6 protein-coding genes are annotated in these 14,820 nt (G+C 64.6%); 4 read left to right on the top strand and 2 right to left on the bottom strand.

The window, feature by feature from the left end; all coding sequences use genetic code 11:
• Positions 1-32: 32 nt before the first annotated feature.
• Genes K0P03_RS20465 through K0P03_RS20450 form a run of 4 tightly spaced genes read left to right on the top strand, consistent with a single transcriptional unit; the run spans position 33 to position 4,204 of the window.
• A complete protein-coding gene (locus tag K0P03_RS20465; protein WP_272790531.1) occupies positions 33-695 on the top strand; it encodes an isochorismatase family cysteine hydrolase in 663 nt (220 codons plus the stop codon).
• Positions 696-717: 22 nt separating this feature from the next.
• A complete protein-coding gene (locus K0P03_RS20460) occupies positions 718-2,064 on the top strand; it encodes a glutamine synthetase family protein (RefSeq protein WP_130520384.1) in 1,347 nt (448 codons plus the stop codon).
• A gap of 11 nt (positions 2,065-2,075) precedes the next feature.
• Entirely contained in the window at positions 2,076-2,894 is an 819-nt protein-coding gene (locus K0P03_RS20455) for an N-formylglutamate amidohydrolase (RefSeq protein WP_130520386.1), read from the top strand.
• On the top strand, positions 2,894-4,204 hold the full coding sequence (locus K0P03_RS20450) for an aspartate aminotransferase family protein (RefSeq protein ID WP_130520388.1): 1,311 nt from the start codon (positions 2,894-2,896) through the stop codon (positions 4,202-4,204). The genes K0P03_RS20455 and K0P03_RS20450 overlap by 1 nt, the downstream gene beginning before the upstream one ends.
• A gap of 122 nt (positions 4,205-4,326) precedes the next feature.
• Here K0P03_RS20450 and K0P03_RS20445 read toward each other — a convergent pair.
• A protein-coding gene (locus K0P03_RS20445; RefSeq protein WP_443020527.1) for an IS5 family transposase occupies positions 4,327-5,081 on the bottom strand; the annotation gives its coding sequence in 2 pieces (ribosomal slippage) (positions 4,327-4,737 and positions 4,740-5,081; 753 coding nt in all).
• 1,152 nt (positions 5,082-6,233) lie between these two features.
• Positions 6,234-14,642 carry a GH36-type glycosyl hydrolase domain-containing protein gene (locus K0P03_RS20440; RefSeq protein WP_272790530.1) on the bottom strand — a complete coding sequence of 2,803 codons (8,409 nt, stop codon included), beginning with the start codon at positions 14,640-14,642 and terminating at the stop codon, positions 6,234-6,236.
• Positions 14,643-14,820: the final 178 nt, after the last annotated feature.

The raw sequence follows: 14,820 nt of genomic DNA, 5'->3' as shown, positions 1-14,820 counted from the left end.
AACGGCGAACCGACATCCATTGGAGGACAGACATGACTGCGATTGAAGTGCAATACGGCAAGGACCTGCTGCGGCGCGACAGCACCTACAAGGCCGGCATGACGGCCCTGCTCTATGTCGACATGCAGCGCATTTGGTGCGAGCCGAACCTCGACCCGACCCATCCGCAGGATGCCGACAGCTACTACCACCGCCGTCTGCGCGAAAAGGTCATCCCCAACCAGGTCCGCATTCTCGAAGCGGGCCGCAAGGCCGGCTGCAACGTGCTGCACACCATCATCGAAAGCCTGACGCTTGATGGCCGCGACCGCTCGCTCGACCACAAGCTTTCCGACATGCATGTGCCGAAGGGCTCGCCCGAGGGACAGGTGATCCCGGCGCTCGCGCCCATCGACAACGAGATCGTACTGCCGAAAACCTCCTCCGGCGTCTTCAACTCGACGAACATCGACTACGTGCTGCGCAACCTCAACACCCGCTACCTGATCATCGCCGGCGTCGTCACCGACCAGTGCGTCGACATGGCCGTGCGCGATGCCGCCGACCGCGGCTATCTCGTCACGGTCGTCGAGGATGCCTGCGCCACCTACAGCCAGGAACGCCACGACGCGGCGATGCGCGCCTATGCCGGCTATTGCTGGATCACGGACACCGACACCGTCGTCAGCCGCCTCGGCGGGCTCGGCCGCACCTGATCGTTTCAAGAAGGGGATCACCATGACCGAGAGCAGCAACGGCAAGGCCTTCGCCGACCTGACGGAACTTGCGACCTTCGTCACGACCGACATTGCCGGCATCACCCGCGGCCGCAGCTTCGCGGCCTCCGAGATCGAGGATTACCTGCGCAAGGGCGTGGGCTGGGTGCCGGCGAACCTCGCGCTGACACCGTTCGACCTCATTGCCGACCCGAACCCCTGGGGCTCGGCCGGCGACCTGCGGCTGATGGCCGATCCCGCCAGCAAGGCGCGCGTCACCTGCCTGCCGGACGAGACGCCGCTGCACTTCTACCATGCCGACATCACGGACCTCACGGGCGAGCCATGGGAGTGCTGCGTGCGCAGCTTCCTGAAGGCGACGCTGGCCGAATTCGAGAAAGAAGCCGGTCTCAGGGTCATCAGCGCGGTCGAGCAGGAATTCCAGGTGCTCGGCGCCGACTGGCCCGCAGCCCCTGCCTTCGGCCTGCGCGCCCAGCGCCGCGCCGAACCCTTCGGATCCCTGCTGATGACCGCGCTGAAGGAAGCCGGCGCCGAGCCGGAAATGTTCCTGCCGGAATATGGCAAGGACCAGTTCGAAGTCACCTGCCGCCCCGCCCCCGCCCTTGTCGCCGCCGACCGCGGCGCGACGATCCGCGCCGTGACCCGCGAGGTTGCCGCCCTCTTCGGCTGGACCGCCAGCTTCGCGCCGAAGACGGACCCCAACGGCGTCGGCAACGGCGTGCACCTGCATGTCAGCTTCACCGATCTCGACGGCAACCCCGTGACCTTCGACGCCTCGCGCCCCGGACGGCTCTCCAAGGTCGCCGGGTCCTTCGCGGCCGGCGTCATCAGGCACCTGCCGGCGCTTGCCGCCTTCACCGCGCCCTCCGTGCTCTCCTACATGCGCCTCGTGCCACATCACTGGAGCGCGGCCTATACCTGCCTCGGTGAAAAGAACCGGGAAGCGACGCTGCGCATCTGCCCGACGCTCGACCTGCCCGGCAGCAACCCGGCCAAACAGTTCAACATGGAATACCGCGCTGCGGACGCCTGCGCGAGCCCGCATCTGTCGCTGGCCGTCGTGCTGCGTGCCGGCCTCGAGGGCATTCGCGCCGGGTTGGAACAGCCGCCATTGATCAACACCGACCCGTCGGAATTCTCCGCCGAGGAACAGGCGAGGCTCGGCATCCGCCGCCTGCCTTCCAGTCTTTCGGAGGCACTCGATACGCTGGCTGCCGATGACGTGGTGACGGGCTGGTTCTCGAAGGATTTCCTCGACTGCTATTTCGCCATGAAGCGCAAGGAGATCGAAATCGTCGAGGGTCTTTCGCCCGAAGACCTCTGCGCCCGCTACGCCACCGTCTATTGATTGGGCAGATCATGACCTCAAGCAATGTCATTCCCCATCCCGAGAACCGGTGGCGGCACGATCCGGCCCTGCCGCTGCTCGCCATCGACGAGCCGCCGCCCTATAGCGTGATCAATCCCAATGGGACCTCACCCTACCTGCTGCTTTGTGAACATGCGTCCAACCGTATCCCGAAGGCGCTCGGCGACCTCGGTCTGCCGGAGACGGAGCGCCGACGCCACATCGCCTGGGATATCGGCGTCAACGCCCTGTCCCAGCATCTCAGCCGCATGCTCGATGCGCCGCTATTCATGACGAACTATTCGCGGCTCGTCATCGACTGCAACCGTCCCCTCGGCGTCCCCTCGGCCATGCCCGAAATCAGCGAAACGACCAAGATCCCCGGCAATATCGGCCTGACGGAAGCCGAGAAGGCGCAGCGCATCGAGACGTTGTTCACGCCCTATGCCGAGGCCGTCGCGAGACGGCTAGACCTGTTGCAGCAACAGGGCAAGCGCCCGATCGTCGTCGGGATCCATTCCTTCACGCCTGTTTATTTCGGCAAGCAACGCCCATGGCACGCCGGTATCCTCTATGGACAGGCAACCGGCTTCGGCCAAATGCTAGTCCGGGAACTCCAGGCAGAATCCGGCCTCACCATCGGCGACAACGAGCCTTACATCATCCATCGGGATGAGGACTATACGGTGCCCGTCCATGCGGACGCACGCGGCCTGCCGGGTGCCCTCATCGAGGTGCGGCATGATCTGATCGACACGCTTTCCGGCGTCGGCGAATGGGGTGACAGGCTCACCCGCTGTTTCAAGGCGGCATTGCAGGAGCAGGGCTGATGGAGGACAGTCTCTACGACAGGGATGAAGCGGCCATCGGCACCCTGCAGAAACTGCGCTTCTTCCCGCTTGCCATCAGCGGCGGAAAGGGTGCGCGGCTTGTGGAGGAGAATGGCCGCGAACTCATCGACCTCTCCGGCGCCTGGGGCGCGGCGAGCCTCGGCTACGGCCATCCCGCCATCGTCGAGGCCGTCTCCACCGCCATCGCCAACCCTGCCGGCGCAAGCATCCTTTCCGCCTCGAACGCACCGGCCGTGGCGCTTGCCGAAAGGCTGCTGGCGCGTTTTCCCGGTCGCGGCGGGCATAAGGTCTGGTTCGGCCATTCCGGCTCCGATGCCAACGAAGCCGCCTATCGGGCGATCGTGAAGGCAACCGGCCGCACCGGCGTCATCGCCTTTGTCGGCGCCTATCACGGCTGCACCGTCGGCTCTATGGCATTTTCCGGCCACAGCGTTCAGGCCGGCGCAGCCAAGGCGGATGGGCTGATCCTTCTGCCCTACCCCGATCCCTACCGCCCCCATGAGGGCGATCCGACGGGCGATGCCATCCTCACGCTTCTCAGGGAAAAGCTGGCTGTGGTTCCGGCCGGCTCGATCGGTGCGGCCTTTATCGAACCGATCCAGTCAGATGGCGGCTTGATCGTTCCTCCCGATGGTTTTTTGCGCAAGTTCGCGGATATCTGCCGCGCCCATGGCATTCTCGTCGTCTGCGACGAGGTGAAGGTGGGCCTTGCCCGCAGCGGCCGCCTGCATTGCTTCGACCACGAGGGCTTCGTGCCCGATATCCTGGTGCTCGGCAAAGGCCTTGGCGGCGGCTTGCCGCTCTCAGCCGTCATCGCACCGGCCAATATCCTCGATTGCGCCAGCGCATTTGCCATGCAGACCCTGCACGGCAATCCGGTCTGCGCCGCCGCAGGCCTTGCCGTGCTCGAAACGATCGACCGCGAAAACCTTGCCGCAGGCGCGGAGCGCAAGGGAAAATTGCTGCGCGACGGTCTGGCGTGGCTTGCCGAACGCCACACCCTCATCGGCGACATTCGCGGCCGGGGCCTTGCCTGCGGCGTCGAACTCGTACTCGACCGCCAAAGCCGTGCGCCGGCGCGCGTGGAGACCGCAAAGCTGATCTACTGCGCCTACGAACTCGGCGTCGTGCTCTATTATGTCGGCATGAACGGCAATGTGTTGGAAATGACACCGCCGCTGAGTATCACAGAAAATGATATTCACCAGGCAATAGAGCTGCTCGATAGAGCCTTCTTCGAGCTCCCAACGATATCGGACGAAGTCCTTTCGAGGTTTTCTGGTTGGTAGTGGTGTTCGGTACACGCAGCGCAAGTCTTTCAAAAAGTCTGCAAAATCACTCGCTCAAGTACGATTGGTCCGTTGACCTTTCCCGGTTGAACTCATCCATTTTGAACTAGGGTCCGGACTCACTAGAGCCACCAGATGACGGCTGCGGCGAGAGCGACGGCACCCATGAAGTTTTTGATGTTGCGATCGAAGCGGGTGGCGAGGCGACGCCAGTCCTTGAGACGGCAGAACATACGCTCGATGACGTTGCGCTGCTTGTAAACGGCGCGGTCGTACTCGTACTGGACCTTGCGATTTCGACGTGGCGGGATCACAGCCTCGGTACCGCGCTCGTCGAGCCACTCGCGCAGAGCCTGGCTGTCATAGCCCTTGTCCGCGACGAGCTGCGCGGTGGGCGGCAGGGCTTCGATACACAGCCTCGCCACCTTGCAGTCATGGACGTTGCCGGGCGTCAGGAGCAGGACGTGAGGGCGACCTTTCGCGTCGCAGACGGCATGGAGCTTGGTGTTCCGTCCGCCTTTCGTGCGGCCGATACCATGAGCCATGGCCCCCCTTTTCCGCCGCCTGCGCAGCGGTGGACCTTGATGCAGCTACTATCGATGAACAATCTGTCCGGCGCATCCTCGGCTCCGGCGAGTGCGCTGAAGATGCCTTCCCAGATGCCGCGCTCGGACCAGCGAACGAAGCGATTGTAGAGCGTCTTCTTCGGTCCATAGACGTCGGCGCAGTCCGCCCAGCGTCCACCGCATCGCAGCGCGTGGACGATTCCGCTCAACACGCGACGATCGTCCACGCGCGGCTTGCCCCGCACATCCGTTGGCAGGAGCGGTTCGATCCGTTCCCACTGCGCATCGGAAAACCAAAAGAAATCAGACATCTCACCGCCCTTTCGTCGCGGCAATGAATCATGCCCCAGCGCTCAAGGAAAGCTAATTATTGGGTCCGGACCCTAAGCCCTGGCCCCCGAGAGGACCAGAGAATGGAGCGCAACCGTTTCATGGACAGACAGATCTCGGCCTGCTGAAAGAGTATGAGGCCGGCACGCCAGTAGCGTAGCCTTACCGTAAGCGCGCCTCATCGATGCTAGTGTCTATAAGTTCGGAGGCATGGATGTTCAGCTGACAGGCGGCTGAAGACGCTGGAAGAAGCGGACACGATGTCAATTGACGCAACCTAGCCATCCCGCTTCAGCAAAAGTGATGGTGTGGAACGGCCCTTCGCACCGGCATCAAGGATGCCCACTGCGCGCGAGGCGGTCATTTTGCAGGATATGGCTCTTAATGAGGGGCGAACTGGCGACCCTGTTGGTGAATCCTCGTCCGCATTGGATTTCTCTTACCAACCCATCGTCTTGCTGCTTGTGTGGCTGCGCATCTTGCGGCCGAGGTGCAGTTTGATGAAAGCACTTGTTCGCCGAGCGTGACTCCGCATTGCGGTTACATCTCTACTCCCCATGCAAGCACAATTTGGGGCAGGTACCACGGTTGTGATATCGACACGTAGAGGCTAGCGCCGCGCCGTGAGGCGTGTTGAACGAATGCCGTGCCTGAAGTTCAGGCCACCGCCGCCCGCCGGCCCGGAAATTTGTGGATTTCTACGCGTTGGAAGATGGGGGGTGTTTGTACGTCCGAATGCGCATGCCCTCCAAGGCTGCAGGCGCCTGGCTCACACCAGTTGCCACGCTCCTGCGGAAGCCGCCAGGTGTACATATCTTCGCTCCGGTCCTTTTCGTCGTCAGGCAATTCCCGGTAGAGGCCCTCCAGAAAGACGCTTTTCCATTCCCCCCAAGTCACCAACTACTCAACCTCCACGCGGGCGCGTAGACTGAAGTGAAGGTCGTCTATCTTCTTTCCTGGCAAAGAAAAACTGTAGAAAACCCGTTTCTGATAGATGTAATGGATCGGCGCAACATGGGGCGGGTTACCGGAGATGTATCCTAAAATCCGGCAAACAGGCCTCGAGCACCAAACTTACCGTTTGTATCGTGATAAATTCCAAGCTGGCGCAACTTTCGAGCTTGATCACCACTTCATACAACGAACACCAGAACATGCCTGCCACCATCCACGGGCAAACGTATCGGACCGCTAGCGTAGGGCAACGACGCGCCGTCCAACGTCGCGGAGGGCGTGCTGTTTGGTCGATCGGAAGCCCTTCTGACCTGGATATCGTAGCAAGTGTCTCCCATTCTGAACGCCACCTCGACCTGCGGCCATGATGCCGGCAGGCAAGGGTCCATCACGAGCACTGCGCCTTCCCGGCGCAGGCCGAGGATGCCCTCGATGCCGGCGCGGTACATCCAAGCGGCGGAGCCTGTGTACCATGTCCAGCCACCGCGCCCGACATGGGGGGCGACCGAGTAGACGTCGGCGGCGACCACATAGGGCTCGACCTTGTAGCGTGCTGCCGCTTCGGGTGTGTTTGCATGATTGATCGGATTCAGCAGGGCGAAGAGATTGTGTGCCTTATCGCCTTGCCCCATCCGCGCGAAAGCGAGGATCGCCCACATGGCAGCGTGGCTGTACTGGCCGCCGTTCTCACGCAGGCCCGGCGGATAGCCCTTGATGTAACCCGGGTCACGTGGAGTCGCGTCAAAAGCTGGTGTGAAGAGAAGGGCAAGCCCCTCCTCTTTGCGGATCAGATGGCGCTCCAGCGACGCCATGGCGGCGGCGGCGCGGGCGGGATCGGCAGCGCCGGATAGAACCGCCCAGGTCTGGGCGATGCTGTCGATCCGGCATTCGTCATTGTCCTTCGATCCCAGCCATGAGCCATCATCGAAGGTGGCGCGCCGGTACCAAGCCCCGTCCCAGGTTTCCTGTTCAATGGAAGCCTTGAGATTCTCTGCATGCGCCTTCCAGTGTGCGGCTCGTTCGGGGTCGCGGCTCTCCGCAAGCGGCGCGAACAAGTCGATTGTGCCGATCAGCATCCAGCCGAGCCAGACGCTTTCCCCTTCACCGCCCTCGCCGACCCGGTTCATGCCGTCGTTCCAGTCGCCGGTGCCAATCAGGGGCAGGCCATGACGGCCGGTGAGCGTGACGGCCTGGTCGAGGCCGCGGGCGCAATGTTCGAAGAGCGAGGCCGTCTCGCCGGAGGGCGTCGGCTGGAAGAAGGCATCGTGTTCCCCCTCGGCGAGGACTGGTCCATCCAGAAACGGGATGACCTCATCGAGGATCGCCGCATCGCCGGCCGTTCCGACATAGGTCGCGGTGGCGAAGGCGAGCCAGACGCGGTCGTCGGAAATTCGCGTGCGAACACCCGCGCCCGAATGGGGCAGCCACCAATGCTGCATGTCCCCTACGGCAAACTGCCGGCCTGCCGCGCGCAGGATATGCGCCCGTGTCTCCTCCGGCCGGGCGAAAGCCAGCGCCATGCCGTCCTGCAACTGATCGCGGAAACCATAGGCACCGCTTGCCTGATAGAAGGCCGAGCGAGCCCATATGCGGCAGGCGAGCGTCTGGTAGAGCAGCCAGCCGTTCAGCATGATGTCCATCGCCCGATCCGGTGTCCTGACCTGCACGGTCTGCAACAGCGTCTGCCAATGCGCGTTCACGTCGGCAAGAACCGCGCCGAGATCGGCGGCGCGGTAGCGGGTGATCAGCGCGCCGGCTTCCTCCGCCGAAGCGGCTTCACCGAGGAAGGAGACGAGTTCGATGCTTTCACCCGGGTCGAGTTCGATCGTGCATTGCAATGCAGCGCACGGATCGAGGCCCGCGCCGACCTTGGCGCCGAGCGGCATTCGTCTTGTAAGCGCCGCCGGTCGCGCGGAGCTCCCGCCCCGCCCGAGGAATTCCGTGCGGTCGCCGGTCCATGCGGTCTGCCGTCCACCGAGATCGGCGAAGGCGACGCGGCCGGGAAAACCCATGGCCGATCGATTGCTAGCGAAGATCGCGCCCGTCTCGACGTCCAGGGATGTTGCAATGAACGGCGCGCTTGCACCCCGCAGGGTGCCGAGCACCCATTCGGCATAGCTCGTGATCGACAGGCGGCGCGGCCGCGACGAATGGTTGGTCAGCGTCAACCGCGAAATGCGGATGGGATCGGCAAGCGGCACGTAGGAGAGCAGGTCGCTTTCGATCCCGTGCGCCCGATGCGCGAAACGGCTGTAACCGAAGCCGTGGCGCGCCACATACCGTCCGGAATCTCGGATCGGCTGGGGTGTGGGGCTCCAGAGGTCGAGTGTCTCCTCGTCGCGGATATACAGGGCCTCACCGGAGGGGTCGCAGACCGGGTCGTTGGACCATTGCGTGATCTGGTTCTCACGGCTGTTTTCCGCCCAGCTATAGGCGCTGCCGTCCGCCGACACCTGGAAACCGAAGGCGGGATTCGCGATAACGTTGATCCAGGGCATCGGGGTCGTCGCGCCGTTTTCCAGCACGGTCACATATTCCGTGCCGTTCCTGTCGAACCCGCCCAGCCCGTTGAAGAATTCTAGATCCACCGGTGGCGCGACCATCTCGGCCGAGGATTTCGAGGGAAAGGGCGGCGGCAGAGGAGCCGAGCGCTCGATGCCGTCGGAAAGACGCGCCAACTGATCGGCGATCAGGCCACGATGGGCCGAAAGCACGACGCGCGCGGTGGCGTTCAGGAGGTTTTTCGTCTCCTGGTTCAGGAAATCGGCGCGCAGCACGTGCACCGCGCCCTGTGCCGGCGTGTCGCCGAAACGCGGGCGGGACTGGCTGGAGCGCACGGCGGCCTCGACGGCGTTCTGCAGATCCTGCACATAGGACGCAGCGCGCTCGTTGACGATCACCAGATCGACGGCGAGCCGCTTGATGCGCCAGTATTCGTGCGCGCGCAGCATCTGGCGCAGCTGCGGAAGGTCTTCGGCATCCTCGATGCGCAGCAGCACGATCGGCAGGTCGCCGGAAATGCCGTAGGGCCACAGGCCCGACTGCGGCCCGGCACCGGCAAGGATGGCATCCGACGCGGGGCGGAAGCGCGCGTCGGCATAGAGGATGGGCGCGGCAAGACGCTGGAAGTCCGCAGCCTCCTCCAGATCCATGTCGAGATGGTGAAGCTGCACCTGCGCCTGGGTCCAGGCAAGCGTCTTCGCCCGCTCGAAGGCGCTCCTGTCGTGGTGCTTGTCGATCCGTTCGAGGAGCTCTTCCCGCGAGCCGGCGACGACCGTCCAGAAGGCGACGCGCGCCACCTTGCCGGGAAGCACCCGCACGCTGCGGCGCAGCGCGAAGATCGGATCGAGAACGGTTCCCGCGGTGTTGGACAGCGCCTGCCCGTCGTGGATGGCCGCGGCGGTGGCGATGGAACGGCCGCGCCCGAGGAAACGGGCGCGATCGGATTCGTATTGCGAATCGGCAACCGCATCGCCCTCGACCACCGCGAAATGGGCGGCCCAGATCTCGGCCTCCGAAGGCGCGCGGCGGCGCCGCGTGGCGATGAGCGCGCCGTACTCCGGCAAATACTCGGTCTCAACGAACATCTTGTCGAAAGCGGGATGCGCGTTGTCGGTCGCCGGCGTGGCAAGCACCAGTTCGGCATAAGAGGTCAGCTCGATCTCGCGCACTCGTCGCCCGCTATTGGTGAGGCAGATCCGGCGCACCTCGCCGTCATCTTCGCCGGAGACGATGACATCCATCTCCGTCGTCAGCGTCTCGTCATGGCGAATGTATTGCGCGTGATCCTCGCCGAAGACCACCGAGGCCTCGGCCCTGTCGCCCGTTGCCAGGGGGGTGAGTGAAAAGACTGTGCCAGTCTGCATGTCCCTGAGAAAGATGAAGGCGCCGCAATCGTCGCGGGTCGCATCTTCGCGCCAGCGCGTGACGGCGATATCGCGCCAGCGGCTGTAGCCGCCGCCCGAGGCCGTCAGCATCACCGCATAGCGCCCGTTGGACAGGAGATGCGTGACCGGCGCGCCGGCGACGGGCAGCGCCAGCCGGCGCACCGACGGCGCCGGGTTCAGGGAAATTCCTGCGGATGCCTTGACCTCCTCGGCGCGCGGGCGGGCAATCGCCACGTCGCGCGGCATGCGCTCCGACAGCAGAAGCTCGCTGGCCATGATCATCGGCTCGCGGTGGAACCGCGCCCGCATGCGCCCGTCCTGCAGGAGGACGGCAATGGCGACGATGGTCATGCCCTGATGGTGGGCCATGTAGCTGCGGATGATCTCGACGCGGGCATCTTCGGGCAGGCGGGCGCGGGTGAAATCCAGCGCCTCGTAGAAACCGTGAACGCCGCGCGCACCGAGGGATTCGAGATGCCGGTAGTTGTCGAGCGCGGCATGGGGATCGACCATGGCGGCAAGGCCGGTGGCATAGGGGGCGATAACCATGTTGCCTGACAGCCCGCGCTTGAGGCCGAGCCCCGGCACGCCGAAGTTGGAATATTGATAAGTGAACTCTATATCGCGCGCATTGAAGGCGGATTCCGATATGCCCCAGGGCACGTGCCGCGATCGCCCATAGGCCTCCTGCCTCGCGACGATCAGCCTGTTTGTGTCGTCGAGCAGGCTTCCCGCCGGTGCGCGCATCACGAGCGAAGGCATGAGATATTCGAACATCGAGCCCGACCAGGAGATCAGCGCCGAGCCGCTGCCGAGCGGCGTCGCCGCCCGACCGAGGCGGAACCAATGGCGCGTGCTGATATCGCCCTTAGCGATGGCGAAGAAGCTCGCAAGCCGGGCTTCCGAAGCGAGAAGGTCGTAGCAGTTCGGGTCGAGCCCGTTGTCGGCGAGCGAATAGCCGATGGACAGGAGCTTCCTGTCGGGATCGAACAGGAAGGCGAAATCCATGTCGAGCGCCATGGTGCGGGCTGTGTCCGAAAGCGCCTGAAGCCGGGCTTTCACGGAGGCGGCATCGTCGCGGAAGACCTGCCGGTCGCGCGCGGCCTGTGTGACGGATCGGGCGAGCGCGCCTATCCAGAACGTAAGATCGGCGGCCGTGCCGTCATCGGCAGGTGCTGCCTGCTCGGCCAGTTTCAAGGCCTTGTCAAGAAGCCGTGTCAATGCCGGTGTTGCGGCCTCGATGGATTGGGGGCCACGCACGAGGGCTTCAGCCTCGTCGAGAATGGCTGTCAGGCTGGCACCGGGATTGCCGGCCGTCTCGCCGAGAGCCATGCGGGTGAGCGCCAGCGTATCACCGAAACCCTCCCCGTCTTCCGCCGGCGGCGTCCCGGCCCACTCCTCGCAGGCATTCGCAAACGCGATCAGGTGGCCGGCGAGATTGCCGCTATCGACGGAGGAGACATAGGCGGGAGCGAGGGTTCTGAGATCGCGCGTATCGTACCAGTTGAAGAAATGTCCGTTGAAACGATCAAGCCGCTTGAGCGTAGAGAAAGTCGCTTCCAACCGTTCAAGCGCTTCAAGGGTCCCCACCCAGCCGAAGTCGCGCGCGGCGACCGTCGAGAGAAGATAGAGGCCGATATTGGTCGGCGAGGTGCGGTGGGCGATGGCGGGCAGCGGGGTTTCCTGGAAATTGTCCGGCGGCAGCATGTTTTCCAGCGGGGTAACGAAGGTCTCGAAGAACCGCCATGTGCGTCGCGCGACGAGCCGGAGTTCCGCCGCATCGCCATCCGAAAGCGCCCGGCCCGGCCGTGCTGTCGGCGACCGGCTGACCCAGAGCGCGATGGCGGGCGTGGCCGACCAGAGGAGCGCCAGCAGCAGAGCCAGAGGCCAGGCGGCCGGCGAAAACGCGACGGCAGCAGTGAGAAGGATCAGCGCGGTCGCCGTGCCGCCCGCCATGTCGCGGTAGAAGCCGGCAAGCGTCAGCCGTGTCCGGTTTCCGGACGTCGCGGCGGTCGTCCACTCCAAGAGTTTCCTGCGCGTCACCATCAGCCGGCCAGCGGTTCTGAGCACGGCGTCGCAATTGCGCCATGCCTGATCGGGCAGGAAGGAGAGGACAAGCGCGGCCTGCATCGCGGCGAGCTTGATGTCGCCGGCAAGTCTGACGGCATGGCTGCTCAGCTGCAGGCCACTGCGGCGCGGCAGGATGGCGAAGGCTACCGGCAGGAAAGCGGGAAACGCGATGCAGGCCGCGATGAGCAACGCACCTGTCACGCCCGCCTGCAACGGCATCGCGCAACAGGCTACGAGCGCCGCGAATATCGATGGTGCAATGAGGGTACGGCGCAGATTGTCCAGCATTTTCCAGCGGCCGAGTGCGGGAAGCGCCCGCCGTCCGAATATCCAGGGCAGCAGCTGCCAGTCGCCGCGCGCCCAGCGGTGCTGGCGCCGGGCGGCGACGTCGTAGCGCGACGGAAAATCGTCGACCACCTCGACATCGGAGGCAAGCCCCGCCCGCGCGAACGTGCCCTCGAAAAGGTCGTGGCTGAGAAGGGTATTCTCGGGTATGCGCCCGGCCAGCGCCGCCTCAAAGGCATCGACGTCATAAATGCCCTTGCCGGTATAGGAACCCTCACCGAACAGATCCTGATAGACGTCGGAAACGGCCGCGGCATAGGGATCCATGCCGCCGGGCGCGGAAAAGACCCGCTGGTAGAGCGAGCCTTCGCGGCCGATGGGAAGCGACGGGGTGACACGCGGCTGGATGATCGCATAACCATCGACGACCCGCTGCTGCCCGATATCGAAGCGCGGCCGGTTGAGAGGATGCGCCATCTTGCCGATCAGCCGCAGGACCGTGTCGCGCGGCAGTTTCGTATCCGCGTCGAGGGTGATGACATAGCGCACGTCCGGCGGGACGGACGGCGACTTTCCGCCGAGCGCCATGAAGCTGGTGTCAGTGGCGCCGCGCAGCAGGCGGTTGAGCTCGTGCAGCTTGCCGCGCTTGCGCTCCCAGCCCATCCAGAGGGTCTCGCCGGCATTGAACCGGCGCTTGCGGTGCAAAAGCAGGAAGCGGTCGCCAGAAGGACCCGGCCCGTGCCGGTGATTGAGGTCGGCCATGCCCTCGACAGCGAGCGCGAGAAGCGCACCATCGCCCTCGACGGTCTCCTGCGACGCATCCTTCCCGTCGGTCAGCAGGGCAAAACTCAGGTCGCCGCCAGCGCCCGAGAGATGATGGACCTCCAGCCGCTCGATCTGCTCCAGCAGGTCGGCACGATTGCTCAGGAGCGTCGGCACGACGACCAGCGTGCGTGACGACGATGGGACACCCTGCGCGAGTTCCAGTCCCGGCAGACCGGTCGCGCCGTGGCTCCAGCTCACGAAGCGGTTGACGAGCGCCGTCGCGATATCGCTTGCCGGCAACAGCGCCAGCATCGCGAAGACGATCATGCCGGGCGCCGAGAGACCAGTGATAGACAGCAGCCATAGCGCAAGCGCCAGAAGCATCGCCGTCATGAACCCGATCGCCCCGGCATAGCCGGCAATGCCCGTGCGCGCCGCCAGCCGCCCGGCGATTAGGTGCCGGGGCGGGCGGAACCCGATCGTGCGCTCGAAGGCCGGCCGCCCTTCCGCGATCAGATGGTAGCCCGGATCCGCGACACGTTCGGCCTGCGAGGCGGTATCGTCTGTGACCGCTGCGGCCTGTGCCGCTTTCACCGCCTGCCCGGCAATGTCGAGTTCCGACAGGTCCGAGCCGCGGGCGAGGTCTTCGATGGCGCTGCGATAGAGGTTGCGCGTGGCGAAATCCATGCGGGCGAAGCTGCCGTCGGCCGAAAGGCGCGCATCGACGAGGCTGACCTTTTCAAAAAGATCGGCCCAGTCGACATCGCTGATCAGCCGCATGCTGGTGATGATGTTCCTGATCGTGACATTCGACGCGCCCTGGCGCTGCTGGGCATGCCGCACCACAGCGTCAACCGAACTGTGCTGCCTCGCCAGCCGCGCCTCCAGCCAGCCATGCGCCGGTGTCGTGCTGGGGTCCTGGTCGCGCAGCCGTTTGGCAAGCTGGGCCGCGAAGAGCTCGGGCAGGGGGTCGGCGGAGACCTTTTCAAGCGCGCTGCCGCGACCCTCGTTCGCCAATAGCCGGTCGGCCAGCGCATCCGCCTCGGCACGCATCCGGCGCCCGGCGGTGATCTGGTCGGCAAGCCTCCGCAGGTTCTCGACGAGCACGATGCGCAAGGTGATCGCCACGGCCCACAACTCGCCGATAGTCAGCGGCTGAACCTTTTGATAGGCAGCGATGAAGCGGACGAGCGTCTCTGGATCGAAATGGCTGTCGGTGTGCGCGACGAAGGCCCAGGCAATGCCGAAGACGCGCGGATATCCGGCGAACGGCCCCTCGGCGAGTTTTGGCAGCTGCCTGTAATAGTTGGGCGGCAGGTCGTCATGTATCTCGCGGATTTGCTCCTCGACCAAATGGTAGTTGTCCAGCAGCCATTCGGCCGCCGGCACGACGCCGCGCTCGTTCTCCACCTCCAGGGCGCTGGCACGGTAGGCGGCAAGCAGGACTGCCGCGTTGCTCTTAAGGCGCTTGTGCAGCGACTGGACGGACGGCGGCCGCTTCGTTACCGGTTGGGCAAGCGCAAGGGTCGCGGCGTGCTGCTCGAGCCGTTCGATGCCGAACAGTTCCTCCCGCACGGGCATGGGATCGTTCCATGGCATGCCCGGTGCCCGGCGGAAACCGAATCCGGACGACGGACTGTTGCCCTCGCCTTTCCCGTCCGTAACTACTTGCGGCTCCGGCGCCGACTTGGAGCCCACCTCAGGATGGTGGGTCCTTTCGGCAACGGCGGTTTCCGAATTGCCGATGTCTTGCACGCCA

Source organism: Shinella sp. HY16 (assembly GCF_028534175.1).
Lineage (GTDB): Bacteria > Pseudomonadota > Alphaproteobacteria > Rhizobiales > Rhizobiaceae > Shinella.
This window is presented reverse-complemented; position numbering and strand designations above follow the sequence as displayed.